Genomic DNA, 26,862 nt, shown 5'->3' with positions numbered 1-26,862 from the left:
GAGCCTGTCAGAGGCTGGAAAGCGGCACGATCTGCGCCCCCGCCTCAAGCACTGCGGCTTGAATGGTCTCTCCCAGCCTGACTGCTCCGGGGGTGTCGCTGTGGACGAGGATGGACTCGGCCGTCATGGGGATGACATCGCCCTCGATCGTTTCGATCTCGCCGGCCTGTATCATCCGTATGACTCGATCCCGGATGGCCTGCGGATCCTTCACCATGGACCCCGGCGTCGCTCGGGATACCAACAGCCCGCGACGGTCATAGGCGCGGTCTGCGAGAAAGGAGCGCACCACGCGCAACCCGTGCCGCTGCGCCGCCCGCTCTGCTTCCGTATTGGGAAGCGCCACGAAAGCAAGGTCACGGTCGAAAGCCCGCATCGCGCCCAGAAGCGCATCGGCCACCTCCGCATCCACGAAGGAAAGGTTGCCGAGCGCGCCATGGAAGTTGGCATGGGTCATCCGATGGCCCGCTGCCTCTGCGATCGCCCGGAGCGCTCCGAGCTGATAGAGCGTCATCAGTTCCAGTTCGCGCCTGTCCATCGCCATCGCGCGGCGACCGAAGCCCTGCCGGTCGGCATAGCCCACGTGAGCACCGACATCCACGCCAAGCTGCAGCGCGCGCCGCACGGTGCGATCCATGATGACAGGATCGCCGGCGTGAAACCCGCAGGCGATATTCGCAGAGGATACCAGCGAGAGGACCGCGTCATCGTCCGCCGCCTGATAGATGCCAAAGCCTTCGCCCAGATCGGAGTTGATGTCGATTTTCATCACGTGGCCTCCGGCTGGATGGTAGTGACGACATCGCCGAAGCCGATGATGGCGCCGTCCTCCGGCAGGGCCGCGACGCAGCCCGCCAGTGGGGCGCGGACCGGAACCAGCAGCGTATCAAGCCGGACATGCCCGAGAATTGCCCCTTCCATCACCCTGCCGCCGGCATGCGCGTTCTGGAAGCGCCCGAAAGCCGGGGATTTGACAGCGACCGGTGCAGGGGCAGCGGGGGTGACGGGCGGTTCGGCAGAGGGACTCCGCGCGGGCAGGCGGAGGATGACGCTTTCCTCGCCCATGCTGATTTCCAGTTGCGTGACCTGACGGGCCGCCGCGAAGCGTGCAAGCTCCCGGATCTGCGCTGGTTCGATCATGATCCTCTCCTTCCCCTACACGCCCAATATGCGGATATCATCTGCCAGCCGGGCATGGAACGCGGTGGTAGCTTCGGCTGCTTCCCGTCGCGCCGCCAGCGCTTCCTCCCGCGTTACGGCTGTGAAGCGCAGCCGCTCCCCCAGGCGGGACTGACCGATCCGCCACAGGTCCGCGCCGATGACCGCGCCGAACTTGGGATAGCCGCCGCAGGTATTCGCATCCGCGAGCTGGATCACCGGCTGGCCGGAGGGCGGCACCTGAATGGTCCCGGGCAGGATCCCGTGCGAGAACAGTTCCAGCCGCTCCCGCGTCTTCAGCACCGGCCCGGACAGACGGTAGCCGATGCGGTTGCTGTCAGGCTGTATCTCCCATGTGTCCGTCTGGAAGGCGATATGCGCCTCATCGGTGAACAGATCATACTCCGTCGCGGGCAGAAAGCGGATCGGCGTCTCCGGGGGATAGCTGGCATCGTAAAAGCCCGAGAGCAGCGCCGGGTCCAGCGCGAACTCCCCGCTCCCCTCCTTGCCCGGCCCCTCACGGTCTGCCTCCAGACGGTCGCCAGCCTCCAGACGGTCGCCAGCCTCCAGAGCGCGCCCGTGCAGGCCGCCGAACCCGCCCTTCATGTCGGTGCTCGCAGAGCCCAGCACCGCTGGAACACGGATCCCGCCCGATACGGCAAGATAGGCCCGCATCCCCCGCCGTGCCATTCCAGCCGAGAGCCTGTCACCTGCGAGTAGGGAGAGGCGGGTCCAGCCTGAAACGGGGCGTCCGTTCAACCGGACGCCACAATCGGCCCCGGTCAGGGCGATGGTGACGTCGCCGTGGCACAGAAGATCAAAGCCGCCATAGGTGAATTCGACGGCAGCGGCCTTTGGAATGTTGCCAAGCATCCGGTTGGCCAGTTCCAGCGCGACCTTGTCCATCGCACCTGCCGAGCCGACGCCTTGCGCCAGATAACCACAGCGCCCCAGATCCTGAATGGAGGCCTGCGGGCCTGTCTGGATGAGTTCGATCATTACAGCGCCTTTTTCGGAACGAAACGCACCGTATCGCCGGGGGAGAGAAGAGCCGGCGGATTCCGGTCAGGGTCGAAGAAGGCGATGTCGGTCTGCCCGATCACGTGCCAGCCGGAGGGCGAGCTTCGTGAGATCACCCCCGCCTGCGCCCCCCCGATCACGACCGCGCCCGCTTCCAGCCGCGGCCGCGGAACGGCGCGGCGGGGGACGGCGAGGCGCGGATCGAGCCCTGCCAGATAGCCGAACCCCGGCTGGCTGCCGAGCGCGAAGACCGTATAGGTCCCCGCGCTGTGCAGGCCGATATACGCCTCCGGCGTCAGGTTGCAGGCACGGGCGACCTCCGGCAGATCCACCCCCGCCTCACCGCCGTAGCTCACCGGGATCTCCACCACGCGGGAGGGGATGTCGGCAGCGGACGTGCGGTGCCAGAGCGCCTGGATTTGCGTGACCGCGCCGCTTCCATCCACCGCCTCGGAGTCGATCAGCACGAGGATGTTGTTCATCCCCGGCACGGTTTCGGTAACGAAATCGCATGCCGCCAGAAGGTCCCGAAGCGCCCAGATGCGGTGCTGTATGCTTGTCTCCAGCACCTTGGCGTCTGTCTGGCACAGGATCGCGCTTTCACCCAACCAGCTTGTGTGGAGCAGGAGATCATCCATCCGCGCGATCCGACAACAGGGTTTCCAGATGATGAATACCCGCGCCGCCCGCAACAAAGGCCGGATCGTCCAGTATCTCGAGGTGCAGCGGAATGTTGGTCGCAATGCCTTCGATGACGGTTTCCCGCAGAGCTGCCCGCATGCGGCGGATTGCATCAGCCCGATCGGCCCCGCGCACGATGATCTTCGCGATCATCGAGTCATAGTTGGGGGGGACGACATAACCGCTCTCGATATGGGTCTCGACGCGAACATCCGGGCCGCCCGGCGGCTGCCAGCGGGTGATCCGCCCGGGGCTCGGCCGGAACGTACGGGGGTCTTCCGCATTGATCCGGCATTCCATCGCATGCCCGCGGGTGGCGATGCCATCTTGTGTCAGCGTCAGCGGCTCCCCCGCGGCGATGCGCAACTGCCACGCCACGATGTCGATCCCGCTGACCATCTCCGTCACCGGGTGTTCGACCTGAACCCGGGTGTTCATTTCGATGAAGTAGAAGGCATCGTTCTCGTAAAGAAACTCGAAGGTCCCGGCCCCCTGGTAGCCGATGGCCCGGCAGGCCGCAGCACAACGCTCCCCGACAGAAGCCACGAGATCGCGCGGTATGCCGGGGGCGGGGGCCTCCTCCACCACTTTCTGATGACGCCGCTGCATGGAGCAATCCCGCTCCCCCAGCCAGACGGCGTGGCCGTGCTTGTCTGCCAGCACCTGAATTTCAACATGTCGCGGGGCGGAAAGGAATTTTTCCATATAGACGTCGGGATTGGCGAAGGCGCGGCGCGCCTCGTCCCGCGTCATGGCGACGCCTTCCGCCAGTTCCGAGGCGTCGTGCAGAATCCGCATGCCGCGCCCGCCGCCGCCGCCTGCCGCCTTGATGATGACGGGGTAGCCGATCTGCTCGGCGATGCTTCGGCATTTTTCCAGATCGTCAGGAAGGGCGCCATCCACACCGGGAACGCAGGGGACATCCGATTGCCGCATGAGCCGCTTGGCCGAGATCTTGTCCCCCATCGCCTCGATTGCTTCGGGAGTGGGTCCGACGAAGATCAATCCGGCCTCCGTCACCGCCCGGGAAAAGGCCGCGTTCTCCGACAGAAAGCCGTAACCCGGATGGATGGCATCAGCCCCCGTCAGTCGTGCCGCCGCGATGAGCCGGGGGATGTTCAGATAGCTTTCAGACGGGGCGGCGAGGCCGATGCACAGCGACTGATCGGCGCTGGCGACATATCCTGCCGCGCGATCCGCTTCGGAGAAAATCTGCACCGTCTCAAGGCCCAGGTAACGGCAGGCGCGCTGAATGCGCAGGGCGATCTCACCCCGATTGGCGATAAGAACCCGTTTCATCAGCCAATATCCTCAAGCGTGAAGAGCGGTTGCCCGATCTCCACCGTGTCTCCGTTTCCGGCGTGGATGGTGGTGACGGTACCGCGCGCCGCGGCCTTCACGGGGGTCAGCGTCTTCATCGCTTCGATCACGGCCAGCGTCTGCCCCGCCTCCACCGTCGCGCCGATCTCCACAAACGGCGGGTCTCCGGGCGTGCCCGCACGGAAGAAAGCACCGGGCATTGGTGCCTCGACGGTGTGTCCGGGAATGCCATTCGACGGCGCGGGGGGCGTGCCGGTCTCGACAGGAGCCGCCTCGACCGATGCCCCAGGCGATGCCGTGCCGCGTTGAATGTGGATTGTGAGACCGGCTTCGCGGACGGTCAGTTCGCTCAAGCCCGCGTCGTGGGCGGCCTGGATCAGGCTCTTGATGTGATCGATATCCACGTCGTCCTCATTTTCTTTGGCGCGACCCGAAGCAGACGTTCGGATCGCGCAGGGACAAGGTCAGACCGGGATGTCTTCCAGGCTGCGGTTGCGGGTTTCCACTGCCAGCAGCGCAATGACGACCGCCTGAATCAGGAGCAGCACCGAAACCGCACCAACGACCGCAATCATGCCCCATTGCACCAGATAGACGGAGACGAACGGGATGGCGATGGAGGCAAGGCGTCCGGCGGTCACGGCCCAGCTTGTGAGTCTCATCCGCACCTCGGTCGGGAACAGCTCCGGCAAGTAGCCGGCCTGCACGACGGAGACGAGAAAATAGACAAGGCTGAACATCACGAAACCCAACCCGGTCGCCACGGCCTGGGATTCGACCAAGGCAAAGCACGGACCGATGACCGCCGCCAGAAGCGAGCCGGCGATGATCGCGGGCTTGCGTCCGATACGGTCGCTGAGCAGGAACGCGAGGATCGCACCGGCGGGCCCGCCGAGGGTCATCAGCACCGCCTGACCCAGGGACTGGTTGATCGGAATACCCTGCTTCGCCATGAACGTCGGCAACAGTGCAATGAAACCGTAGATCGCAGCGCTCTGCACGATCTGGGTCACTGCGCCGACGCCCAGCGAGCGGCGGAAACGCGGGTCGAGCGGATTTACGTCCTGTGTCTTGACAGGCGCACTTGTCCTGATCGTGGGCAACGTGCCCGGAGCGGCTTCCGCCTCGATGGAGGAGACGATGAGGTCGGCACGTTCCTTCTGGCCGTTCCGCTCCAGCCAGCGGGGTGATTCCGGGATATTCTTGCGCGCGATGAAGACGAGCAGCCCGCCGATCCCCGCGATGACGAACATCGCCCGCCAGCCGAGCACGGGAATGACCAGCCAGCTCATCAGCGTCGCCGCAAACAGGCCGAACTGCGCAATGCAGGAAAGGAGCGCCGCCCAACGGCCCCGGTGGCTCGGCGGCACGAATTCGCTCAGCAGGCCGTAGCCGATCACCAGCTCCGCCCCGAGCCCGATCCCGGTGACGAAGCGCGCGGCTATCAGCCATTCCATCGTCGGCATCATGGCGCAGGCAAGCGAAGAAAGGCCGAATATCAGCAGGTTGAACTGATAGGTGAACTTGCGCCCGTAGCGATCCCCAAGGAAACCGGCCATTATCGCGCCGATCAACATGCCAAAGGCCGTGGCGGACAGAAAGGCCGCGTTCTTCTCGGGCGTGCTCCAGCCGTCTTGCACGATCGCGCCGAGCACAGAGTTCGCGAGGTAGATATCAAAGGCGTCAAAGAACAGGCCAGCGCCGACCAGCAGCAGAATTTTCTTGTGAAACGGCAGGATCGGCAGCCGGTCAAGGCGATCCCCCGCAGAAGCGCTTGGCGTCATGCCATCATCTCCCGTTGGCTTTTTTATGGCCGGAAGGTGCCGCATTTTAGAACATAATAAAAATGACTTAATATCGTCATATCGCATCGGAAAAAGGAATGTATAAGCTGGTCATCCGAATGCCCTGTTCGATATGGAACAATGCGGGCTTACTGCTTCCCGCGGAAAGTAGGTTACGGGGCGTTTTGGCAGGGGGGTTGTAATCGGCAGGCGGAGTGATGGGCCCGGCAGTCTCCGGTTGCCAGAAAAGTGGTGCGGTCCCGATCTGGTCCGATGTGGCAATCTTGGTAACAGGATCGCAGCCGCGTGGGAGACCGCCATCCAACGGGCGCGCCACTGTTACCGCGAGAGACGTCACTTTCGAAACGGTTCAGTGGTCAGGGAGCGGAGCAGCGGCGGGAGTCATTGCCGCATAAAAGACTGCTGCGAAACTCTCGATTTTGGCTATCCACCATCCCAATCATGGAAGTTTGGCGGGAAAAGCTGGAAGGAAGCGAAGTGCAGGCTGGACAACGGCCTTCCCAAGACCCTGCTCCACCGCGCCGTTTGTCGAGAGCGTTCGTCAGTAACCGCAGACCCCTACTCCCCGCAGGCGGAGCCACAACGCCAGGGTATGGTAGCGGGGTCGGCAAGGTGATCCCGAGCGCTTCGGTGGGCACCGAATGCGCCGGGGCCGGATGCATGCTGTCATGAACGCAAAGAAACCGCCCTTTTCGACGCACAGCACCATCCGGTTGAAGCGCCGATACTCCCCGATCGAGATACCCTCTGGGCCGCTGACGTTCGGCGGGGGGCGGGTCCGACACGAGAACCATTCGCATCACGAAAGTATCGGTGGCGCTGGGTGTCCGCATTGTCTTGAGCATCCCGTTCTGGTTTTGGATGGCCTAACGATGCGCCCTGCTGTCGGTGACAGACTTTGCCTCTCGGGAGCCGGTGATGATGGAGAGCAGCCGTTCGGCTGCATGCTGGGCGCGTGACAAAGCAGTATCGGGCGGTCAATGGACAGCGGGTGTCGCGGCGCTCAATATGCCTGATGGATGATCGAGACGCGGACAACTGGTCAAGGCGCGACCCTGCTCACCGCGACGCCCGGGCGGCGTGACCGGATGTGACGAGAATGCCCCGAAGGCCTCGCCAAACCTGGGAATGTCTTCATGACGGCATCTGCCGAACCGGCGGAGAGGGAAGGGCGGGTCGCCACGATCTGGTGCGGGCATGTCTTCCGGCCACACAATCTATATTTCTGACCGAAGAAGAAGGCATGTTTTCTTTGCCCTGCCCGCTGCCTGATAGAAAGAGGTGCATGCTGGGGCGCCTGCCGCCGCGCGGGGTTCCTGCCCGCGCCGGCAATCGATGGGTCCGCCAGATGACAAGGAGTTCACATGGCCGCCGATACTGCTCCGCTTGATCCTTCCGTGGTGGACGCGCTGAAAGGCGTATCCACCGCGACGCTGACCACCGTCCTGCTGAAGAAGGGGCTGCGCAATGTCTGGCTGCGGGGCACCCGGCCGATCCGCGCGGGCCAGCCCCGGACCGTCGGGCGCGCCTTCACCCTTCGCTTCGTGCCTGCGCGGGAGGATTTGGCCACGCCCGCCTCCTGGGCTTCACCGGTCTCCACCCGCGCGGCGATAGAGGCGATGCCGGAGGGCTGCATCGCGGTTGCCGATGCCATGGGCGTGGCGGACGCGGGGATCTTCGGCGATATTCTCTGTGCCCGGATGCGGAAGCGCGGGGTTGCCGCGCTGATCACTGACGGGGTGCTGCGCGATGCGGCGGGCGTTCTGGGCACGGACCTGCCCGTCTGGTGCAGCGGGATCGCGGCGCCGCCCTCCGTCGCCGGTCTGACCTTCGTGGGCTGGCAGGAGCCGGTCGCCTGCGGGGGTGTGGCAGTGTTTCCCGACGACATCATCGTGGTGGACGACGACGGCGCTGTCGTCATCCCCGCAGCCCTTCTGGACGATGTGTTGGCCGCGGCGCCCGAGCAGGAGGCGCAGGAAGCCTGGATCATGACCGAGATCGATCGGGGCGTGCCGCTGCCGGGCCTTTACCCGATGAACGAGGAAACGCAGGCGCGATATGCGGCCTTCCGGGGAGCAAAGGCATGAACGCACAAGATCGGACCGCGCCCGCCCTCGGTTTCAACGCCGAGACCAAGGGCATCTACCCGATCGCCGCGACCCCCTTCCGGGCCGACCTTTCCGTGGATTGGGACAGCCTCGACCGGCTGACGGACTTCTATCAGGACTCGGGCGCGACGGGGATCACCATCCTTGGCATCATGGGGGAGGCGCAGAAGCTCACCCCGGAGGAAAGCCGGGAGATCGCGCGGCGGGTCATCACCCGCTCCCGCGTGCCGGTCGTGGTCGGCGTGTCCAACCCGTCCTTCGCAGCGATGGGAGCGCTGGCGAAGGAGGCGATGGATCTGGGTGCTGCGGGTGTCATGGTCGCCGGTCATGCCGGGCTGCGCTCGGACGAGCAGATCGCTGCCCATTTCCGCAACGCCGTCGAGGCGATAGGGCCGGAGACGCCATGGGCCTTGCAGGACTATCCGCTCACCCTTTCGGTCGTGCTCTCTGTGCCGATGATCCAGCGGCTCATGGCCGAGCACGCCTCCTGCATCATGCTGAAGGCGGAGGACTGGCCCCAGCTTGAGAAGCTGTCTGCGATCCGCCGCCTGCAGGCGGAAGGCGCGCTCAAGCCGTTTTCGATCCTGACGGCGAACGGCGGGCTGTTTCTCGATCTGGAACCGGGGCGCGGCTCGGATGGGGCGATGACCGGCTATGCCTTCCCCGACATGCTGGTGGAGCTGGACCGGCTTCATCGCAGCGGGGAGCGGGACGCGGCCCATGACCTGTTCGACGCGCATCTGCCGATGATCCGCATGGAGCAGCAGGCGGGGGTCGGGCTTGCCGTGCGGAAATACCTGCTCATGCGGCGGGGGGCAATCGCGAACGATATCCAGCGCAAGCCGGGATCATCGCTCACCTCGCAGGGACGGTCGGAGATCGACTATCTGCTCGCCCGCCTTGCCCGGAAGGATGCCCGCGCGGCGGTCTGATGCCCGCTCCGATCCCATGGCGTCCGATGCGCCATGGTGCGTACGGGTTCATGCTCCGAGGCAGTGCCGGGCGCAGCGCCACGTGGGGATCCGCGAGGTCGCCATTCCGGCCGTCATCGCCCTGACGGCCGGAATGCTGCCCGTATCAGCGCCGAGGCCAAGCGTACCGGGCGTGGATGACAGCGCGTGGCAGGCAGCAATTTGGCCTCACGCGGCGGATCGCGTGGGTGTTCGCGGACGTACCTTCCGGCGCGTGCGACGTGATATCTGGCCTCCGATGGTATACTGCCTTCTGTTGCCATGCTTGCCTGGGGCCTCGGCAGGAGCCGGCAGCCCCGATATAAGCAGTTCCAGCGTCATGAAAGTCCGGGAGCGAACCGGCGCCGTTGGCGACATCCTCTATCGGGGAAGCCTCGGCCAGCGAGGTTAACCGGCGAGAAGAATGCCGTTGGGAGCGAGGCTCCCCGACCCCAGACCGGCCCCCCGACTGCGCCGAAGCCGGAGCCTCGCGATCAAGGCGATACACGGGAACTCAAATCCCGGCGAAGACCGGCTCAGGGGCAAACGGCCCCGGCACTTCCACAGCGACCACCGGTGGAGATATCCCGACAGAGCAACGGCACCGGCGATCCACCGACGACGGTCGGCTGGTGGGGCTGGGATGCGACCATGCCGTCGGGAGGGCGAGGGAGGCGTAGCCGAAACCCTTCTCCGCAGGGGTGGCGTCTTCCCGGGGATTCATGCTTTCCTGCCGCCCAAGGTGGAGGAGAAGCGAATGTCCGACATGAACCGGCCCGATCTGGCCGATCTGCTGATGACGGTGATGGAGCGGGATATCCTGCCGCTCACCCGTGCCGGAGTGGCGGCGGGCAACAAGGTGTTCGGCGCCGCGCTGATCGACAAGGCGACGGGGCGGCTCGTCATCGCGGGCACGAACAACGAGACGGCCAACCCGCTCTGGCATGGCGAGGTCCATACGCTGAAGCTGTTTTACGAATTGCCGGAGGAGGACCGTCCCGACACCCGCGACCTGATCTTTCTGTCCACGCATGAGCCGTGTTCCATGTGCCTCTCGGCGATCACATGGACGGGGTTCGACAATTTCTTCTATTTCTTCAGCCATGAGGACAGTCGCGATGCCTTTGCCATCCCGCATGATCTGCGCATCCTGAAGGAGGTCTTCACCCTTGGCCCCGGGGAATACGCGCGGGAGAACGCCTTCTGGCAGTCGCGCGCCATCTCCCGGCTGATCGCCGAGGCACCGCAGGACGAGCGCGCGACCTTGCAGTCGCGGGCGCGGGCGCGGGCGATCGCGGAGGAATATGACCGGCTGTCGGCGCTCTATCAGTCCGGCAAGACAGGGAATGCCATCCCGCTGAACTAGCGGTATGTGCGGTTGCGGGTCATACGCGCCTTCCGGGAATCGGTGGGCATCGGCCAACAGGCGGGTGGCGTATTCGTCGAATGCACCGGGGGGAGTTCCGCCTGAAGCTGCTTTCCCCGTGTTCCTCGTCCTTGCGAAATGCGAGCCGCCCAGGCCGGAACTCAGGGGTTCGGCTGGTGCTCCCGCGCAAGCGAACCTTTGTCACCTCTACGGACTGCTCCGATCCCTCCCACGACCGGCGGGTGGCAGAAAGGCTCGTCCTTACGCACGGGGCAAGATCACCAGGGTCCGGGCCGCAACGGGGAGTGGGTAGGGTCTGTCCCTCTGCGTGCCGAGCGATCCGCGACCATCCCGGGCGCATGGGGCCATGGCCTTATCCCCGGCCTACCTAGATGACGCTACGCTTCGGGGTATCCGTGCTTCCTCTTTCCTGCATGCCATGCGTGCGGATAGACTGGCCCGCCCTGCGAGTGGAGAGCGAGCGACAATTCCCTGCCCCTGCGTGCGGACAGACCTCCGGGTATCGCGAGGGTGTCATGACTTCCCGCGGATCCCTCCCCATGCGCGGCCAGAGCGCCGGGATTGGAGGAAGCGGGGAGCGGCTTCCGCGGGAATGGGGGTCAACCCGGGGTCAGGGTGACGATCTCCTTCGCTTCGCGGTTTTCGAAGTCCGACAGGCGCAGCGTCAGGCGGACGACCCAGAACCCGTCGAGCGGCAGGACGAAACGGGTCGGCTGGCCAAGGTGCAGATCCTGTCCGAACGGACCGAGGCCATAGGCGGGCTTGGAGAATTCGATGTGGAGCCCTTGCGGGGCGAAGCGCTGGCCCGCGCGTCGCACATCGTCCACCACGACCGTGACCGGTCCGGCCACGCCCGGCGCGACGGTCAGCCGGGCGGAGAGGCCGTCGCTACCCGGAAAGGCGATCTGCTGAAGCGCAGGCATCACGGGCGGCGGCAGGGACCGGGGTGGCGGGGTGAAGCGCCAGAGCGACAGGGTGGCGATCACCAGAAGGCCCAGAACCGCCTCTGCGGCGATGCTGCGGCGAAGGTGTTCGGGGGATGCGGAAAAGCGGAACCGGTTCAGCGCCGCCAGCCCCAGCATGGCGAGGACGAGTCCCAGTTTCACCAGCAGCACTTTGCCGTAGGAGGTGGTGAACAGCGCCTCCGCCCGGCCGAGTTGCACCGTTGCAATGGCTGCGCCGCTGGCTACCAGGAGCGCCACGACAACCGGCGCTGCAACGGAAAAGCGGCGAAGGGGAACGGCCTCCCCCGCCCGGAGGCTTGCGGCGAGGGGGAGCAGCATGCCGAGCCACAGCACCGCCCCCAGCACATGCAGCGCCACGGCGGGGCGCATGAGCAGCTGTGGCGGGGCCGTGGCGGCATGTCCGGTGACCGCAGCCGCCGCCATGGTCAGCGCGAGAGCAAGGAGTGCGGACGCGCGCTCCGCGCGACGGATGGGGCTGCAGGCCGTTTCCGCTGCCCTGCGGTCCGCAGGGGGGGCGGCTTGTCTGTCACGGCGGGAGCCAGAAGGGTTGGACCCATCATGACCTGACGCGTCAGGGGTGGACGTGTCAGGACCGGACGGAGACGTCAGCCGGGCGAACGCCCTCCGGGGAGGCGGGGCTTCCGCGCGCCAAGCTCCCTCCTGTGGTCCGGCGGGGGGGACATGGTGCGCGCGACTCCGGCGGGCGGCGGCGCCACCGCGAATCCCGCCCGCAAGCGAGACCAGCAGCGCCAGCGCTGTCAGGCCGGAGGCGAGCCTTGCCGGGCCGGTCATCGCCTCGGCCCAGGGCGGGGCGGTCAGCAGGGCGGCGAGGGGCAGGCCCAGCAGGTCCAGTCCCTGAAGCCCGGCGACCAGCGGCAGAAGCCCGAGGCCGAGCAACGCCACGCTCTTGCCCGTCCCCCAGCGCCCCCCGCCGGAGAAGGCCGCAAAAACGCGCCCCCCCACGGCGAGCAGCGTTGCGGCCAGCAACCCCGCTCGCGCGATCCAGAGGCCGAGGCGGGTGGCCAGCGGCGTGCCGGTTTCCACAGGCGGCCCGCCGCTTGCCTCGCCAATGGAAAACACCGTTCCACCGGACAGGGCGTGACCGTCCGCGGCCGTCGCGCGCCAGGAGAGGACATGACTGCCCTTGCCCGGCAGCGCGGGGAGGGGCCAGGTCACCCGGTCGCCGGCCACATGGGCGTTTTCCAGCAGCACCGTCCTCCCGTCCGGCGCGGTCAGCCGCGCCACCAGCGGGCGCACCGGCTCATCGAAGGTGAGCGTGACTTCGGAGGGCGCGGCCTCCAGCACCATGCCGTCGGGAGGCGTGACGGAGATCAACCCTGCATGGGCCTCGGCCCGCCCCGGAAGAAGGACAGGCAACAGCAGGCCAAGCAGGAGCAGGGCGGCAAGGTGCAGGCGGCGGGACACAGGCCGGGGAGGGGGATTAGCGAGCATGAGGTGGATCACGGAAGGGCAACGGAAGGGAGCGACTGGAAAAACCCCATAGGGAGCCGGACCCGGCTTTTCCGGGTGAGGGTGGGAGAGACGGCGGCGCGGCGTGACGGCGGAGGATTTGGTCCCGAGGGAGGCGGCGGGAAATGGCGCGACAGCAAAAGCGCCACAGGGAACCGGACCTCTCCCACAGAGTGCAGGAGAGGCGGCGACGCGGCGCGGCGGTGCTCCGGGGGAGGTAATGCGGCAGAATGGACAACCGCAAAAGCCTGCGCGAGACCGCCCCCCGCTTTCGAAATAAGGTGGGAGAAATGGAGGCACGGCGACGCGTAGGCATTCGGTCGCGGGGAGGGGCGCAGGAGATAGAGCGACCGTAAAACCCCGCGCGAGGCCGCACCCGCTTTCCCAGAGAATGCAGGAGAACGAAACGCATCGCGACGACAGTGGGGCTCGGTGCGGCGAGGATGATGCAAAGGACGGGACAACCGCCAACCCTGTCCGGGTTGCCCTGGCCTTCCCCGGCGAGGGTGAGGGGGCGCGGCGCGGCGGTGGAGCTTGGCCCCCGGCAGGGTAATGCGGGAGAGGGGATCACGATCCGGGGGCGATGCGCAGACGCGGGGCCGGGTGATCGCTGTCCGGCCCGTCGATCCAGCGGACGACCGTCTCGCCGCAGACCTGCACCACCGGTAGGACCAGATCGCCTCCCCTCGCGCCCTGTCCTTCACCTGCGCCTTGCAGGGTCGCGACAAAGGCGAATTTCTGCTTCGTGCCGTCGGGGAGGGGGCCGCCGCTCCAGCGGATCTCGGTCACGCGGCCCTCTTCCAGAGTCTCGACCTGCCACCCCGCCCGGGGTGCGATCAGGATGTTCGAGAGGCCCTCCGGCAAGGCCACGCGAAGCGCGGTCGTCGCGGCGCCCGAGCAGCCGTGGCCGACCTCGAGCGCGATCTCCACCGTCTGGCCTGCGCCGGCCTGTGCGGGGGAGGCATGGATATGGGCGGCGGCGGGCAGGGCCGCGAGCAGCAGCGCGGGCAGCAGCACCGGGGCGGCTGCGAAACGGAGGGTCATGGCATGTCCTGAAACGAGGGAAAGAAACGGGGAGGTCACCAGCTTGCCTCCAGCCCGAGATGGCCGAGCGCTTCGTGGCGCAACTCCGCGAGCCGGGGGTCGCCACGGCGGCGGGGGTAGGGCAGGTCCACCGCCAGATCGGCCACGATGCGCGCGGGACGGGGGCCGAAGACGAGCACACGCTGGGCGAGGAATACCGCCTCCTCCACGTCATGCGTCACGAGGACGGCGGTCAGGCCCGTCTGCTCCCACAGCCGCACCAGTTCCGCCTGCATGGCGAGGCGGGTGAGGCTGTCGAGCTTGCCCAGCGGTTCGTCGAGCAGCAGCAGGTTCGGCCGGTTGACCAGCGCGCGGGCCAGCGCCACGCGCTGCGCCATGCCGCCGGAAAGCTGATGCGGATAGGCGGCCTCGAACCCCGAAAGCCCGACGAGCCGGATCGCGGCATCGACGCGGTGGCCTTCGGATTTCAGGATGCCCTGCGCCTCCAGCCCGAGCGCCACGTTCGCCCGGACCGTTCGCCAGGGGAAAAGCGTCGGATCCTGAAAGACGAGGATGCGCGAGGGGTCGGGATCGCCCACCTCCGCCTCATCCACGCGGATATGGCCCGCCGCGGGATGGTCCAGCCCGGAGATCAGCCGCAGGAGCGTGGACTTGCCGCAGCCGGAGGGACCGAGCAGCGCCACGAAGGCGCCCGGATCGACGGAGAAGGACACATCGTCCAGCACGGCAAGCGGCGCGCCCTCCAGATCGAATTGGTGGGAGACGCCCGATACCTCGATCCGGCGGCCCGCGGGCGCGGTCTCCGCGGATGCCCCGGGGCCGATCTTCTGATGGACTACCACCGGACAACTCCTTTCTGCCAGACGAGAACCCTGTCGCGGATGCGGAACAGGAGCGTGATGAGGCCCGAGCACATCGCCGCCATCACGAAAAGCGCGCCATACATGTTGGCATAGGCGGCCCAGCCCTGCGCCCATTGCAGATACCAGCCCAGACCGGCCTCCACCCCCAGCATTTCCGCCACGACCAGCACGGCGAAGGAGGTGGACAACCCCATGAACAGGCCCACGAAGACATGCGGCAGCGCCGCCGGTATCGCGACCTTGAGGATCAGGAACCGGGGGGAGGCGCCAAGCGTGCGGGCGATCTCGTAATAGTCGCGGTTCACCGCCGCCACACCCGACCAGGTGAGCACCACCACCGGAAAGGCGGTGGAGAAGGCGATGAGAAAGACCGAGGCAGAGCCGGACGTCGGGAAGATGAAGAACGCAAGCGGCAGCCAGGCCGTTGCCGGAAGCGGCCCTATGTAGCGCAGAAGCGGCGTGGCCCAGTAGCTGACCTTCCGCGACCATCCCATGGCGATGCCGATGGCAAAGCCCGCGATGGCTCCGAAGAAGAACCCCTTGGCCAGCAGCCAGACGGAGAAGGAGGCGCTGTGCAGGATCTTCGGCCAGTCGTAGAGGAACACTTCCAGCATGGCCTGCGGCGTGGGGAAGAAGGGCTGGGGAAGCCAGCCCGTCTTGGCGGTCACCACCGTCCAGATCGCAGCGAAAAGGGCTATGGCGGCGAACCACGGCCCGCGCGCCCGCGTCCACCGTCCGACCCGCCCGAGCCGGTCGCCTGCAAGGCCGAGCAGCAGCAGGAGTGCCCCCGTTCCAAGCCACAGGGCCGTCAGCTCCCGCCCCAGCGGCTGGAACGTCAGGTCGGGCCACAAGGCGAGCAGGGCCGCGGCGGCGAACCACAGAAGCCCGGACAGCACCACGGCTGGTTGCACGGTTCGAGGGAAAACGGCACCGCGGGCGGGGGAGAGGCGCGGCGTGGCGGTGCCGGTTCGGACGCGGGGCTGCACCCCGGTGGCGCTCGCGCCGGTCGCGGCGCTTTGAGGAGCGCGCGCTGTGGCCGAAGCCGTCCTGTCAGAGCCCGTCCTTCGCGGCACCGCCGCTGTGAGACTGTCCGAGGCGGGACTTTCGGAGGCTAGAGCGCTCGGGACTGGGTTGATCAAGACCGCGTCTTCCAGGACTGCGGTGCCCAAGACAGTGTCGCCCGACACTGCGGTGCCCGAGACTGCGGTGCCCGAGACCGGCGTATGCACGCCGGGGATGTCCGCCCATGCCACTATAGGTTCGGCCACGGCGGGTCTGGGCCCGGTGGGCAGGGGTCTGGCGCGCGCTGCGCCCGATCCGCCGGGAAAATCAATGGATGACATGTTTCCCTCTCAGGCCGTCAGAACATCGGCATAGACCCGTTCGGCGAATTGCTCGGGGTCGGTGGAGCGGCGGAAGATGTTGATCTGCTTCAGTTCGGCTGCGTATTGCGCGATCTCGGTCCTCAGGTCGGCCCCGGTGGGGGAGTGGTCGTGCGTCTGGTCCTTCAGCACGGCCACCAGATCCTCCACCGTGCGGCCGCGCGGGGCCTGGGGCAGGAAGGCCTTGGCGGCATCCTCGGGCCGCGCCACCGTCCAGTCCTGCGCCTCCAGCAGCGCGCGGGTCAGCGCCTTCGCCGTTGCGGGGTCGTCACGCACGAGGCTGCCGGACAGGCCCGCGATGCAGCAGACGCGGTTCTGGAACCCGTGATCCAGATTGGAGGCGACCTGCACATATTTGCCGGGCGTGTCCTTCAGCCAGAAATAGGCGCGCGGATCGCCATCCGCGATGGCGTCGATCTCCCCCCGCTCGGCCGCGATCTCCAGCACGTCGCTGGAGAAGGCGCGCCATTTCACATCCGTCTCCGGGTCGATGCCCGACTGGTGCAGCAGGATGGAGAAGAAGTTCTTCCCCGGCGCTGCAAGGTCCGTCACGCCGATGGTCTTGCCCTTCAGTTGCGACAGTTCGGTGATCCCGGTCGATTGCAGCGCGACGAGACGCGAGCAGCCGCCATGGGTGCCGGCCGTGATCTTTACGTCGAAGCCCTGCTCCAGCGCCTTCAGCCAGCGCAGCGCCATGCCGATGCCGCCGTCGGCCTTGCCGGTGGCGATGGCCTCCAGCAGTGCCTCGGTGGAGGCGCCGAAGTTCACGATCTCCACGTCGAGGCCGTTTTTCTCGAAGATGCCCTGATCGCGGGCGACGAACACCGGCGCAAGGCAGATGGCGGAGGCGTTGGAGGCGAACCTGATCGGCTTCAGCCCTGCCGCCCCTTGCGCGCGGGCGAGGGACCCCACCCCCAGCCCGAGGAAGGGCGCGGCCAGCCCCACACCGGCGGCGGTTCTGAGCAGGGTTCTGCGGGATGTCGTCATCGGTGATCTCCGGTAAAGGGTGTCATTCTGCGGCATGGCTCTGCGCCCCGGCGGAAGTCAGCGCCCGCACCCGCGGGATCAGGTCGCGCCCGTATTCGAGCGCGTCGGCCAGCGGGTCGAAGCCGCGGATCAGGAAGGTGTCGATCCCCAGCCGGTGGTAATCGACCATCGCATCGGCCACCTGATCGGGGGTGCCGACCAGCGAGGTGGAATTGCCGTTCGCCCCGGTAAGCTGCGCGAGTTCCGTCCACAGGCGCTTGTCGAGCCGCGGCCCCGCCGCCGCTGCGGCCAGCAGGCGGCGGGATCCCTCGTTCGGCGGTGTGCCCGCCCCGACGTTGACCAGCCGTTGCCCGGTCCCCGCAGCGCGGAGTTCGCGGGCGCGGGCGAGGATCCGCCCCGCCTTGGCCCAGGCCTCCTCCTCCGTCCGGCCCAGAATGGGGCGGAGGGACAGGGAGAAACGCGGGCTCCGGCCATGGGGCGACGCCGCAGCCCGCACGGCGGCGATGGTCTCGGCCACCTGCGCATAAGTCTCGCCCCAAAGGGCATAGACATCCGCATGTTTCCCCGCGACCTCGATCGCCGCGGGGGAGGAGCCGCCGAAATACACGGGTACGCCCTCCGGCCCCTCCGGCTTCACGTCAGAGATTCCGCCCGCGATGCGGTAGAACTCCCCCCGGTAGTCGAAGGGCGCGGTCGCCGTCCATTCCTGCCGGACGATGTCCAGATATTCCGAGGTGCGGGCATAGCGCTCGTCCTTGGTCAGCCAGTCGCCATCCTGCGCCAGCTCCGCATCGCTGCCGCCGGTGATGATATGGACGGCCACCCGCCCGTCGGTCAGATGGTCGAGCGTGGCGAGCTGCCGGGCGGCGAGCGTCGGTGCCACGAAACCCGGCCGGTGGGCGAGCATGAGCTTCAGCCGCCGGGTGTGATGGGCAACATACTGGCCGACATGCAGGCTTTCCGGCGTGGAGGAGTGGAAGGCGAGCAGCACGCGGTCAAATCCCGCCTGTTCGTGGATGGCCGCGGATGCCCGGATGAAGTCGCGGTCGAGGACCGGACCGGTGCGGGGGATGGTTTCGGAAGCGTTGTGGTTTCCGATGAAGCCGATGAACTCGACGGTCATGGGAGGTCCTTTCAGGTCATGTCAGCGGTCGAGCGCGATGCGCCCGGCGTTGGTGAGGATGGTGTCTTCCTGCGGGCTGTGGATGCGTCCACAGAGCACGTCGCGCAGATGCCGTTCGAGCGGGTTCCGCCGCGCGATGGCGTGGTTGCCCCCGAGCTTCAGCGCGCGTTCCACCGCCGCGATGGCGTTCTCGGTCGCCCGGTGCTTGATGAGGCCCGCCTCCGCCGCGGTGGGCGGGGCGCCGCCATCGGTCTCCCGCGCGGCACTGTCGATGAGGCGGCGGGACGTGGCGATCAGCTCCGCGATGGCGCCCGTCTGCTCCTGCACCCGCGGCAGATCCGCCAGCGGATGACCGAGGTTTGCCGGTGCCCGGTCCTTGAGGAAACCTGCGATCCAGTCGCGCGCGGCCTCTGCCACGCCGGTATAGATCGCGCCGATCAGCAGCCCGCCCCAGATCGCCGCCTCATCGGACCGCGCCCCCCACTCGGCGGGCGGGCGGATGTCGGCGGCATGTTCGCGGGGGAGCTGCACCTCCTCCATCACCACGTCATGGCTGCCCGAGGCGCGCAGGCCCAGCGTGTCCCATGTCCGTTCGATCCGCACCCCGCGCGTGGCAAGCGGCAGCAGGAACTGCCCCACGCGCGGCTCCGCCTCGTCCGTGCGCGCCCAGACGAGGCCCCATGTCAGCCCCTCGCAGCCGGTGGAGTAGATCTTGCGCCCCGACAGCGACCAGCCGGTCGGCGTCCGCCGCGCGATGGTGGCGGGCAGGCCGCCGCGGAGCGGGGTGCCGAGATCCGGCTCCACCCGGAGCGCGTTGATGAGCGCGCCCCGCGCCCCCGCCCGCAGCACCGTATTCAGGAGCGCGGGCGCCCACCGGCCCTTCGGCAACGTGGCGAGGTTGATGAAATGCATGGCGAGGATCAGGGCGGCGGAGGGATCGCCTCGGCCGATCTCGCGGATGACCGTTACGGCCTGTGCAAGTCCCGCCCCGGTGCCTCCGAAGGCGGTGGGCGCGGTCAGGCCGAGCAGCCGCTCCTCCGCGAGGCGCCGGAACTGACGGGTGGGGAAGGCGCCCTCAAGATCATCCTCCGCGGCCCATGGGGCGAAGGCTTTGCCAAGCGCGGCGGCGCGGTCCGCGTGGTCTCCGGGCGCGCCGGGCGAAACCGGGGTTGGAAAGGCCGAGATCAGCATGGTTGTTCCGTTCTATTAGTCCATCGTCAAACTATACTAAATGATCCCGCTCTTCTCGCCATTCCAAAGATCCGTCGGGAACAGAAACTCTCTGCTGCGGTCAATCACGGCAGAAGGGATAAATTCTCCCCGAAGCGAGGGCGACGCTGGAGGCGGCGTGCCAGACACTCGACGCGGGGACACTCGAAGCCAACACCATCGACGCCGGGTCAGCCGGGGGCCGCACATTCACGACACTCAACTGGCGGATTCCGGCGAGGACGGGCCGAATGTGTGTTCTGCTGCTCAATTCATCACAGGTGCGGGGATCATTGTGAAAAAGGCCATGAGCATTCGGACGAAAGATACCGGACGCGCGGCGGCGGCAATAAATCAATCACCATCAGTGGGTTACATGATTGGGATGCCGAACCGCGCGGAAGTGTCAATCATCCGAAATTGGCGTCGGTGCCGAACCAATGCCGACGCAACAGGATTCGAGCTGGATGGGGCCGCCCAGGCAGCGCGACACCCTCTTTTTGTTAAGATACTCTGGTGTGGGGATTATTTTCTAAATACTTCGTTCCAAGCGGAGCATTATCGTTTCGGTATAGCGCCCCATTATGCAGCTTATGAAAAATTCATTAGTTTCGCTGATGCCACGCTACTCCTAACACTTCCAATTGATACTCCGCGGTTCATCCGCGCTGGAAGGAGCTGAACCGTGAACATCCCGATTTCCAACTGTCGCATTGCCCATTTCCCGCGCGGGGCAGCAATCTCTCGCGGAAGCTGGCACGCGGCAGCCCCGTTTCGGATGCTCATGACTGATCCCTGTGGCGAAGCCCCGGAATGGCAAGGGCACAGGTCAACGTCCGCAATCACGCCGAATTCGAAACCGGCAGCCAATATCAACCTGACGAGGCAAGCATGAAACGCCGCGACCAGATGAAGCTCGGCACGTTTATCTACACCTTCGGCCACAACCAATCCAGCTGGCTGCACCCGGGCTCAGATATCAACGGCGCCAACAGTTTCGCCCATATGCACAAGATAGCCAGCATTTCCGAGAAGGCGAAGTTCGATTTCATCTTCCTGGCCGATTCGGCGGCAGCAGCAGTCGGCCACCCGGAAGCGCTGAAGCGCCTGCCGAACAAGATGAACCGGCTCGAACCCCTGACGCTGTTGTCGGCGCTGGCCGTGACGACCGACCGGATCGGTCTCGCCGCGACGGTCTCCACGAGCTACACCGAGCCGTTCAACGTGGCGCGGATGTTCGCCTCCCTCGATCACCTGTCGGGGGGCCGGGCCTGCTGGAACGTTGTCACCTCGGACCATGAGGAGACCGCCTACAACTTCAATCGCAATGGCCTCGATCTGCATGCGCTCCGCTACGAACGCGCCCGCGAATATGTCGATGTCGCCTTCGGCCTCTGGGATGGATGGGAGCCGGACGCGCTTGTGCTTGATCGCGAAGCCGGCATCTATCTGGACCCCGCCAAGGTCCATCCGCTCGATCATGAGGGCAAGCATTTCCAGGTCCGGGGCCCGCTGAATATCGCGCGGTCGCCGCAGGGCCGCCCCGTCATCGCCCAGGCCGGCGGCTCGGAGGCCGGGCTTGAGCTTGCGGCGCAGACTGCGGAGGTGGTGTTCACGCTCAGCGCGACCTTCGAGAAAGGCCGCTCTTTCTATGAGAACCTCAAGGGCCGGATGGAAAAATACGGGCGTCCGCGCGATTCACTCAAGGTGATGCCGGGTCTCATGGTCAATGTGGGCCGTACGGAAGCCGAGGCTCAGGCCAAGATCGACTACATTCTCGACCGCATGAACCCGAAGGTCGGCCTGCAGGCTCTGGGCGAGTTCCTGGAAGCCGACCTGTCCGATCTTCCGCTGGACCAGCCGCTGCCTCGCGAAAAGCTTCCCATGGCGCCGAAGGGTTCAAAAGCGCTGTTCGACAGTCTGATCGACTTCGTCTCGGAGGGTCACACGCTCGGGGAGCTGATCCGGCTCTATGCCGAAAAGCAGACCGGAAACGGCATCAAGGGTACGCCCCGGCAGATCGCCGACTTCATGGAGGAGTGGTTCATTGGCGGCGCGGCCGACGGCTTCATGCTGATGCTGCCGACCTTGCCCGCGTCGTTGCAGGATTTCACCGAACTGGTCGTGCCGGAGTTGCAGCGCCGGGGCCTGTTCCGGCACGAATACGAGGGGCGCACCCTGCGCGATCACCTCGGTCTCACCGTTCCCGACAGCCGCCATGTCGCGGCCGCCCCAGCCCCTGCAATTCCGACTGCCAAGTGCCCCTGATCACCCCCAAAGCGAGGACGCGATGAAAAGCAGACTGTCATTTGTTTTTACCCTGGCCGGATTGCTTGCGGCTACCCAGCCCGTTGGCGCGGATGTCCTTGCCGACGTGAAGAAGGCGGGCGAACTCAAGATCGGGACGGAGACGGAATTCGCCCCGTTCGACTATGTTGACGCGGGCGATCACGTCGGCTTCAACGTCGATCTGTTCAACGAGGTCGGCAAGGAGCTCGGGGTCAAGATCGGCTGGATCGCCCTGCCGTGGGCCGGTGTCCTGCCGGGTCTCGAGACGAAGAAGTTCGATATGGTGGCGGGCCCTGCGGTCATCACCAAGGCCCGGATGGAGCGTTACGCCTACTCTGCGCCCATTGCCGATGGCACGGTGACGCTGGTCAAGCGGGCAAACGACGACTCGATCCAGAAGCCCGAGGATATCGCCGGAAAAGCCATAGGGGGCGCCAGGTCTTCGTCGCAGCTCGCCCAGATGAAGGCCTTCGCCGAAACCCTTAACCCGCAGCCGACCGTACGCGAATATGTCGGGGTGAACGAAGCGTCGAGCGACCTCGCGGCCGGCCGCATCGCTGCAATCGCGCAATCTCTGCCAAGCGGCACGTTTGCTGCGAAACGGCGCCCGGACACCTTTGCGGTCGTGATGCCTCCCTTCGGCGAGAAGGCCTATTTCGGCTATATGTTCAGGAAGGACGCTGACTCCGCCAGCCTTCTCGATGCGGTCAACGAAGTGATCGACAGGATGAAGGCCGATGGTCGGCTGGCCGCCATGCAGACGAAATGGTTCGGCGTCGTCTTCGAGACGCCCGATCGTGTGACGGACCCGGCGCTATGACCGGGCCGGCCCAGCCAGCCGCGAAAGTGAAAGGCCAGGTCGCAGGACGCACCGCTTGGCGGGCCGCCTCCCGATGAGCTGGAAACTCTTTTCGCTTCTTCTTGAGGCGGCGGTCACGACCGCCTGGATCAGCGCGATTTCGATCAGCGCCGGATTGGCGCTCGGCCTTGTCATCTGCACGGCAGGGTTCAGCCGGCGGACGTGGGTTGCCGGGGCCGCCCGCCTCTATGTCAGCTTCTTTCGCGGTGTCCCGCTACTTGTCCAGTTGCTGCTCGTCTATCACCTGTTGCCGGTCCTCGGCCTCAACGTGTCGAGCAATGTCGCAGCGATCATGGCGTTGACGCTCTGCAGCGCGGCCTATCAGGCGGAGAACCTGAAGGGCGGCTTCCTGTCGGTGCCGAATGGGCTGGTCGAAGCGGCCCAGATGGTCGGGATGACGTCCTTTCAGCGGTTCCGCCGGATTGTGGCACCCGTGGCGCTCCGCCTGACGATACCGGCCATCGTGAACGAGGCTGTCGCCATCCTGCACGCTTCTGCGCTGGTTTCCGTGGTCGGAGTGATGGAGCTTACCAAGATGACCCGCGACCTTTCTGCATCCACGCTGGAGCCGTTGCCGCTCTTCCTGATGGCAGGCGCGATATACATCGCGATGAACATCGTACTGACCACCGCCGGTGCAAGGGCGGAGCGTCTCTTCAGGTTGCCGGGCACATGAGTTTTGACATCGCTCTCATGGCCGACAAGCTGCCCGCTCTGGGGTCGGCGGCTCTGGTCACGCTCGGCCTGTGGATCGCGGCGCTCGCCGCCTCGCTCGTGGTGGGGCTGGCGATAGCGACGGGCCGGCTTCTCGGCGGGCCGGTCGTCAACACCGTCCTGCGGCTTTTTGTCGAGATGATCCGGGGAACGCCCTTCCTGATCCAGCTCTTCCTGCTTTACTTCGGCGGCCCCTCGCTGGGGATCACCCTGGATCCTCTTCCGGCGGGCTTCATCGCGCTCACGATTTTCGGTGGATGCTACATGAGCGAAGTGTTCCGCACGGGCTTCCGGGCCGTTCCGCGCGGGCATATCGAGGCAGCCGAATCCGCAGGTTTCACGCGGTTGCAGGTTCTGCGCCGCATCATCGTTCCCGAGATGCTCGTTCTGGTCCTGCCCGCAGGCGTCAACATTGCAATCGGCCTCATCAAGGAGACAGCAGTGCTCTCAATCATCGGGGTACCTGAACTCGCGGCGATCGCCGGAGAGATCGGGGCGGAAACCTATGCCTTCGTCGAATCTCTGTTCCTCCTGTCGATCTGCTACTGGCTGCTCGTGGAGATATGCGGCCGTCTGGGCCGTCTGGCCGAGGCTCGTCTCTCGAACTTCCGGTTCGCGGCATGACGGCTCCGGCAGTGACAGTGAGGGGCCTGTCGAAGCGGTTTGCCGACACGCCCGTTCTCGACCAGATCAGTTTCAACGCTCCCTCGGGCGAGGTGACATGCCTGATCGGTCCCTCCGGGTCCGGCAAGAGCACGCTGCTCCGTTGCATCGCGACGCTGGAGGAACCCAGCGAGGGTGAGATCACGATCGTCGGTCACCCGACGCGGCAGCAGGGCCGGAACGGCAAATCTCTGCCCTTGCCCGCGGCGCAGCTTCGCGCGCTCCGCAGCCACGTCGGCATCGTGTTTCAGCAGTTCAACCTCTGGCCGCATATGACGGCGCTCGGAAATGTCTCCGAGGCGCTCAAGACCGTGCGCGGAGTTTCACGGCCCCTCGCCGAGGATATCGCGCGGGCCAAGCTCGACGCGGTGGGCCTTTGCGATCGCGCCTCCTATTATCCGGCGCAACTTTCGGGCGGGCAACAGCAACGCGTCGCCATCGCGCGGGCGCTCGCGCTCGAACCGAAGCTGTTGCTGTTCGATGAGCCGACCTCGTCCCTCGATCCCGAACTGACTGGGGAGGTGCTGAACGTGATGCGGAAGCTTGCGCAGGACGGCATGTCCATGATCGTCGTCTCGCATGAGATCGGCTTCGTGGCGTCGGTCGCCAGCAAGGTGATCTTTCTGGATCGCGGGCGTGTGATCCTGGACGGATCGCCGCAGGAGGTCTTCGCCAAGCCCCGTCAGGAGCGGATGACGCGTTTTCTTGATACCTATCTCGACCGTGACGCGATGATCCTCGCCTGACGGACGGCGGTTTCCCGCAGACTGCATGTCGGGGCTTCTGCCCGGGGTTTCGGCCTGCTCTCCCGAACCTCGGGCGGATTTCCGGTTTAGCCGGGGCCGCTCCGGGGCCGTCGATCGGTTTCCAAACCTGTTCCGGCAGGAGAGGGCGGAGCCTGCCGCCATGGGCGGCGTGGTCAACGGCGGAGCAAGAAGCTCCTGTGCCATCCACGCCATCAGAGATATGCGCGCTCCCCATCCCACCGTCCAGCACGGCCGATCTGACGAGAGGTCCGGTCTCCCGGCGTCATATGATGCGGCGGCCACACGTTGCTCGCCCGGTGGGTCGGCGCGGATACCCGTTTCAAGATGGGGATGTCTCGCCACGGAGGCTCGGGTAGAGATGTTCGCAGGCGAGCATCGGCAGGGTGGGCTGTGAAGGCAGGCTCTGGCGAAGACGCCCGGGGGCAACGGTGAACGCTGCCGCCCGGCGTTACCGAATGAAACCGAAGTTCTCCGCGCGATTATTCCCGGGCCACGAAGGGGAGCCGGTCCTGCCCACCTGCGACCGTGCCGTAGGTGTTGCAGCGACCCAGGCGTGCCGCGGGCGCAGCTGACAAGATGTTCGCAGCCGTGATGCCGTCTGGCGGTCTTGGCGCAACCGGCTCAGTATCGGCGACAGCCGTGGCGCTGCCGCATGTGCCGTGACGGCCGTTTCCCACCGGGGTTGGCACGCTCTGACCAGCGATTCCAATCCGCCGTGCGGCCCCCGATATCGTCTTTCATGGGCTGCCGGCATGGTCCTGCCGGGGCTGGATCAAAGTTCCTGGAAGCCGCCTGAAGGCGGGAGCGGTCAACCGGAAACTGGCCGGGTCTTCACCGCTTCGCGATTGCCAGAGTTTCAACCCTGTCGGCGATGATCGACCGTCCCAATTCCTTGAGGATCTCGGCGTTGTGCTGGCCGAGAGCCGGAGCCGCTCTGACCACGGGCGCGACGGAGCCGAGGAACCGGACCGGCTGGGTGACAACGGGGATGCTTCCCACCGTGACATGCTCAGCGGTGGTCACCAGCCCCCGCGCTTTCGCATGGTCACTCGCAACGACTTGATCGATCGACAGTATCGGGGATGCCGGAACGGTTGCCGCCTCCAGAATCGCGACGGCGCTTTCGACGGACCGTTCACGGGTCCAGCTTTCGATGATGGCCTTGAGTTCTGCCTCGTTCGCCTTTCTTGCGCCGTCTGTCGCGAAACGGCTGTCTTGAGCAAGACCCGGCTGCCCGATCGTCGCAGCAAGCCGGCCGAAGAGATTGTCGTTGGCGACTGCGATGATAAGGTGTCCATCCTCCGCGGCGAAGGTGTCGAGCGGAGCGCTGATCGGATGGGCATTGCCGATCCGGCCCGGCACCGTCCCGGCAAAGAGATATTGCGACAGGGCAGTGATCATCAGCGAGAACATGGAATCCATCATCGCGATGTCGAGGTGCTGTCCACGGCTATCGCGGTCGCGTCCGTGCAGGGCTGCAAGGATGGACCACACGGCCTGCAAGCCCGCGACCAGATCCCCAAGCGACTCGCCGACACGCGTTGGCTCGGCTCCTGCGGAGCCATTGACGCTCATCATGCCGCTCATGGCCTGGGCGATAATGTCGTAGGCGGCACGGTGCGCCAGCGGGCCTTCCTGGCCGAAACCGGAAATGCTCGCATAGACCAGACGCGGATTGAGGCCGCTCAGCGTCTCGTAGTCGATCCCCAGCCGCCGGGTTACGCCGGGGCGGAAGTTTTCGACCACGATGTCGCTGTTCCGCGCAAGTTCATGGGCGACGCGTCGATCATCCTCGCTCTTGAGGTCGAGGGTCAGGGACCGCTTGTTGCGGTTGATGAGCATGAAATAGGCGCTCTCCCCGCCGACTTTCGGGGCGAAGTGGCGGGCATCATCCCCCTCCGGTCCTTCGACCTTGATCACGTCGGCTCCGGCATCGGCAAGGATCGCCGTGCAGAAAGGACCGGCCAGCATGCGCGAGAAATCGAGGATGCGGACGCCGGACAGGGGCAGCGGTAACTTATTCATTGGCTCGATCCTGATCAGGGTCGGAAACAGGTCCGCCGCTGACACGCGTTCACGATTCAGCTCCTTCCACGGC

General features: G+C 66.1%; 24 protein-coding genes. 9 read left to right on the top strand and 15 right to left on the bottom strand.

Translation table 11 applies throughout. The features are described 5' to 3' along the window. Positions 1 to 7: 7 nt before the first annotated feature. From RT513_RS14125 to RT513_RS14095, 7 genes are read right to left on the bottom strand one after another with little or no spacing between them, the layout of a single operon-like run. Positions 8 to 769 carry a LamB/YcsF family protein gene (locus tag RT513_RS14125; RefSeq protein WP_290684642.1) on the bottom strand — a complete coding sequence of 254 codons (762 nt, stop codon included), beginning with the start codon at positions 767 to 769 and terminating at the stop codon, positions 8 to 10. Beyond that, on the bottom strand, positions 769 to 1,140 hold the full coding sequence (locus RT513_RS14120; protein ID WP_290684640.1) for a hypothetical protein: 372 nt from the start codon (positions 1,138 to 1,140) through the stop codon (positions 769 to 771). The genes RT513_RS14125 and RT513_RS14120 overlap by 1 nt, the downstream gene beginning before the upstream one ends. Before the next feature lie 15 nt (positions 1,141 to 1,155). Continuing rightward, on the bottom strand, positions 1,156 to 2,157 hold the full coding sequence (locus tag RT513_RS14115) for a biotin-dependent carboxyltransferase family protein (RefSeq protein ID WP_290684638.1): 1,002 nt from the start codon (positions 2,155 to 2,157) through the stop codon (positions 1,156 to 1,158). Beyond that, positions 2,157 to 2,816, bottom strand: coding sequence for a 5-oxoprolinase subunit PxpB (gene pxpB, locus RT513_RS14110; RefSeq protein ID WP_290684636.1), 660 nt, complete (start codon positions 2,814 to 2,816; stop codon positions 2,157 to 2,159). Before pxpB ends, RT513_RS14115 begins: the two co-directional genes overlap by 1 nt. Then, a complete protein-coding gene (gene accC / locus RT513_RS14105; protein WP_290684634.1) occupies positions 2,809 to 4,158 on the bottom strand; it encodes an acetyl-CoA carboxylase biotin carboxylase subunit in 1,350 nt (449 codons plus the stop codon). Before accC ends, pxpB begins: the two co-directional genes overlap by 8 nt. Then, positions 4,158 to 4,583, bottom strand: coding sequence for a biotin/lipoyl-containing protein (locus RT513_RS14100; protein ID WP_290684632.1), 426 nt, complete (start codon positions 4,581 to 4,583; stop codon positions 4,158 to 4,160). Before RT513_RS14100 ends, accC begins: the two co-directional genes overlap by 1 nt. Positions 4,584 to 4,643: 60 nt before the next feature. Next, positions 4,644 to 5,963: an MFS transporter gene (locus RT513_RS14095; protein ID WP_088214486.1), complete on the bottom strand. Its 1,320-nt coding sequence runs from the start codon at positions 5,961 to 5,963 to the stop codon at positions 4,644 to 4,646. Between the two features lie 1,385 nt (positions 5,964 to 7,348). On the opposite strand from RT513_RS14095, the gene RT513_RS14090 reads away from it, so the two are divergent. From RT513_RS14090 to RT513_RS14080, 3 genes are all read left to right on the top strand, one after another. Then, positions 7,349 to 8,071 (top strand): ribonuclease activity regulator RraA, encoded by a 723-nt coding sequence (locus tag RT513_RS14090; protein WP_290684629.1) that lies wholly within the window; start codon positions 7,349 to 7,351, stop codon positions 8,069 to 8,071. Further along, the gene (locus RT513_RS14085) at positions 8,068 to 9,024 is read left to right on the top strand and encodes a dihydrodipicolinate synthase family protein (protein ID WP_290684627.1); all 957 of its coding nucleotides are present in this window, start codon (positions 8,068 to 8,070) and stop codon (positions 9,022 to 9,024) included. The genes RT513_RS14090 and RT513_RS14085 overlap by 4 nt, the downstream gene beginning before the upstream one ends. Positions 9,025 to 9,799: 775 nt before the next feature. Then, complete coding sequence (locus RT513_RS14080; RefSeq protein WP_290684625.1) at positions 9,800 to 10,408, top strand: nucleoside deaminase; 609 nt, start codon at positions 9,800 to 9,802, stop codon at positions 10,406 to 10,408. Between the two features lie 620 nt (positions 10,409 to 11,028). On the opposite strand, the gene RT513_RS14075 is transcribed toward RT513_RS14080, so the two are convergent. The 7 genes from RT513_RS14075 to RT513_RS14045 form a co-directional block, all read right to left on the bottom strand. Beyond that, on the bottom strand, positions 11,029 to 12,819 hold the full coding sequence (locus RT513_RS14075; protein WP_313534120.1) for a copper resistance protein CopC: 1,791 nt from the start codon (positions 12,817 to 12,819) through the stop codon (positions 11,029 to 11,031). Positions 12,820 to 13,431: 612 nt separating this feature from the next. Continuing rightward, complete coding sequence (locus tag RT513_RS14070) at positions 13,432 to 13,908, bottom strand: YcnI family protein (RefSeq protein ID WP_290684621.1); 477 nt, start codon at positions 13,906 to 13,908, stop codon at positions 13,432 to 13,434. A gap of 35 nt (positions 13,909 to 13,943) precedes the next feature. After that, on the bottom strand, positions 13,944 to 14,750 hold the full coding sequence (locus RT513_RS14065) for an ABC transporter ATP-binding protein (RefSeq protein ID WP_290684618.1): 807 nt from the start codon (positions 14,748 to 14,750) through the stop codon (positions 13,944 to 13,946). Continuing rightward, complete coding sequence (locus tag RT513_RS14060; RefSeq protein WP_313534119.1) at positions 14,744 to 15,682, bottom strand: ABC transporter permease; 939 nt, start codon at positions 15,680 to 15,682, stop codon at positions 14,744 to 14,746. Before RT513_RS14060 ends, RT513_RS14065 begins: the two co-directional genes overlap by 7 nt. 441 nt (positions 15,683 to 16,123) lie before the next feature. Continuing rightward, complete coding sequence (locus RT513_RS14055; protein WP_088214480.1) at positions 16,124 to 17,140, bottom strand: ABC transporter substrate-binding protein; 1,017 nt, start codon at positions 17,138 to 17,140, stop codon at positions 16,124 to 16,126. 22 nt (positions 17,141 to 17,162) lie between these two features. Continuing rightward, complete coding sequence (locus RT513_RS14050) at positions 17,163 to 18,263, bottom strand: LLM class flavin-dependent oxidoreductase (RefSeq protein ID WP_290684613.1); 1,101 nt, start codon at positions 18,261 to 18,263, stop codon at positions 17,163 to 17,165. Between the two features lie 21 nt (positions 18,264 to 18,284). Continuing rightward, a complete protein-coding gene (locus RT513_RS14045) occupies positions 18,285 to 19,454 on the bottom strand; it encodes an acyl-CoA dehydrogenase family protein (protein WP_290684611.1) in 1,170 nt (389 codons plus the stop codon). A gap of 325 nt (positions 19,455 to 19,779) precedes the next feature. On the opposite strand from RT513_RS14045, the gene RT513_RS14040 reads away from it, so the two are divergent. From RT513_RS14040 to RT513_RS14015, 6 genes are all read left to right on the top strand, one after another. Continuing rightward, positions 19,780 to 20,154 carry a hypothetical protein gene (locus RT513_RS14040; RefSeq protein ID WP_313534118.1) on the top strand — a complete coding sequence of 125 codons (375 nt, stop codon included), beginning with the start codon at positions 19,780 to 19,782 and terminating at the stop codon, positions 20,152 to 20,154. 209 nt (positions 20,155 to 20,363) lie between these two features. Next, positions 20,364 to 21,740, top strand: coding sequence for an LLM class flavin-dependent oxidoreductase (locus RT513_RS14035; RefSeq protein WP_088214538.1), 1,377 nt, complete (start codon positions 20,364 to 20,366; stop codon positions 21,738 to 21,740). Further along, positions 21,691 to 22,581 carry a transporter substrate-binding domain-containing protein gene (locus RT513_RS14030; protein WP_290684607.1) on the top strand — a complete coding sequence of 297 codons (891 nt, stop codon included), beginning with the start codon at positions 21,691 to 21,693 and terminating at the stop codon, positions 22,579 to 22,581. Before RT513_RS14035 ends, RT513_RS14030 begins: the two co-directional genes overlap by 50 nt. A gap of 73 nt (positions 22,582 to 22,654) precedes the next feature. Further along, the gene (locus RT513_RS14025; protein ID WP_313534117.1) at positions 22,655 to 23,296 is read left to right on the top strand and encodes an amino acid ABC transporter permease; all 642 of its coding nucleotides are present in this window, start codon (positions 22,655 to 22,657) and stop codon (positions 23,294 to 23,296) included. Next, positions 23,293 to 23,958: an amino acid ABC transporter permease gene (locus tag RT513_RS14020; RefSeq protein ID WP_088214475.1), complete on the top strand. Its 666-nt coding sequence runs from the start codon at positions 23,293 to 23,295 to the stop codon at positions 23,956 to 23,958. Before RT513_RS14025 ends, RT513_RS14020 begins: the two co-directional genes overlap by 4 nt. Beyond that, positions 23,955 to 24,743, top strand: a complete 789-nt coding sequence (locus RT513_RS14015) for an amino acid ABC transporter ATP-binding protein (protein ID WP_290684601.1) — start codon at positions 23,955 to 23,957, stop codon at positions 24,741 to 24,743. Before RT513_RS14020 ends, RT513_RS14015 begins: the two co-directional genes overlap by 4 nt. Before the next feature lie 852 nt (positions 24,744 to 25,595). On the opposite strand, the gene RT513_RS14010 is transcribed toward RT513_RS14015, so the two are convergent. Continuing rightward, complete coding sequence (locus RT513_RS14010; RefSeq protein WP_290684599.1) at positions 25,596 to 26,789, bottom strand: CaiB/BaiF CoA transferase family protein; 1,194 nt, start codon at positions 26,787 to 26,789, stop codon at positions 25,596 to 25,598. Positions 26,790 to 26,862 lie beyond the last annotated feature (73 nt).

Origin of the sequence: Haematobacter sp., from assembly GCF_032102465.1 — a bacterium.
In the GTDB taxonomy this organism is placed as follows: Bacteria; Pseudomonadota; Alphaproteobacteria; order Rhodobacterales; family Rhodobacteraceae; genus Haematobacter.
The sequence above is the reverse complement of the archived record's forward strand: the minus strand, read 5'-3'. Positions and strand labels throughout refer to the sequence as shown.

Excerpts from the sequence above, each read along its gene's own strand:
- RT513_RS14125 (WP_290684642.1), bottom strand. The coding sequence starts at position 769 with ATGAAAATCGACATCAACTCCGATCTGGGCGAAGGCTTTGGCATCTAT.
- RT513_RS14120 (WP_290684640.1), bottom strand. The coding sequence starts at position 1,140 with ATGATCGAACCAGCGCAGATCCGGGAGCTTGCACGCTTCGCGGCGGCC.
- accC (WP_290684634.1), bottom strand. The coding sequence starts at position 4,158 with ATGAAACGGGTTCTTATCGCCAATCGGGGTGAGATCGCCCTGCGCATT.
- pxpB (WP_290684636.1), bottom strand. The coding sequence starts at position 2,816 with ATGGATGATCTCCTGCTCCACACAAGCTGGTTGGGTGAAAGCGCGATC.
- RT513_RS14040 (WP_313534118.1), top strand. The coding sequence starts at position 19,780 with ATGAGCATTCGGACGAAAGATACCGGACGCGCGGCGGCGGCAATAAAT.
- RT513_RS14055 (WP_088214480.1), bottom strand. The coding sequence starts at position 17,140 with ATGACGACATCCCGCAGAACCCTGCTCAGAACCGCCGCCGGTGTGGGG.
- RT513_RS14010 (WP_290684599.1), bottom strand. The coding sequence starts at position 26,789 with ATGAATAAGTTACCGCTGCCCCTGTCCGGCGTCCGCATCCTCGATTTC.
- RT513_RS14015 (WP_290684601.1), top strand. The coding sequence starts at position 23,955 with ATGACGGCTCCGGCAGTGACAGTGAGGGGCCTGTCGAAGCGGTTTGCC.
- RT513_RS14080 (WP_290684625.1), top strand. The coding sequence starts at position 9,800 with ATGTCCGACATGAACCGGCCCGATCTGGCCGATCTGCTGATGACGGTG.
- RT513_RS14020 (WP_088214475.1), top strand. The coding sequence starts at position 23,293 with ATGAGTTTTGACATCGCTCTCATGGCCGACAAGCTGCCCGCTCTGGGG.
- RT513_RS14045 (WP_290684611.1), bottom strand. The coding sequence starts at position 19,454 with ATGCTGATCTCGGCCTTTCCAACCCCGGTTTCGCCCGGCGCGCCCGGA.
- RT513_RS14035 (WP_088214538.1), top strand. The coding sequence starts at position 20,364 with ATGAAACGCCGCGACCAGATGAAGCTCGGCACGTTTATCTACACCTTC.
- RT513_RS14090 (WP_290684629.1), top strand. The coding sequence starts at position 7,349 with ATGGCCGCCGATACTGCTCCGCTTGATCCTTCCGTGGTGGACGCGCTG.
- RT513_RS14095 (WP_088214486.1), bottom strand. The coding sequence starts at position 5,963 with ATGACGCCAAGCGCTTCTGCGGGGGATCGCCTTGACCGGCTGCCGATC.
- RT513_RS14050 (WP_290684613.1), bottom strand. The coding sequence starts at position 18,263 with ATGACCGTCGAGTTCATCGGCTTCATCGGAAACCACAACGCTTCCGAA.
- RT513_RS14025 (WP_313534117.1), top strand. The coding sequence starts at position 22,655 with ATGAGCTGGAAACTCTTTTCGCTTCTTCTTGAGGCGGCGGTCACGACC.
- RT513_RS14115 (WP_290684638.1), bottom strand. The coding sequence starts at position 2,157 with ATGATCGAACTCATCCAGACAGGCCCGCAGGCCTCCATTCAGGATCTG.
- RT513_RS14085 (WP_290684627.1), top strand. The coding sequence starts at position 8,068 with ATGAACGCACAAGATCGGACCGCGCCCGCCCTCGGTTTCAACGCCGAG.
- RT513_RS14070 (WP_290684621.1), bottom strand. The coding sequence starts at position 13,908 with ATGACCCTCCGTTTCGCAGCCGCCCCGGTGCTGCTGCCCGCGCTGCTG.
- RT513_RS14030 (WP_290684607.1), top strand. The coding sequence starts at position 21,691 with ATGTCGCGGCCGCCCCAGCCCCTGCAATTCCGACTGCCAAGTGCCCCT.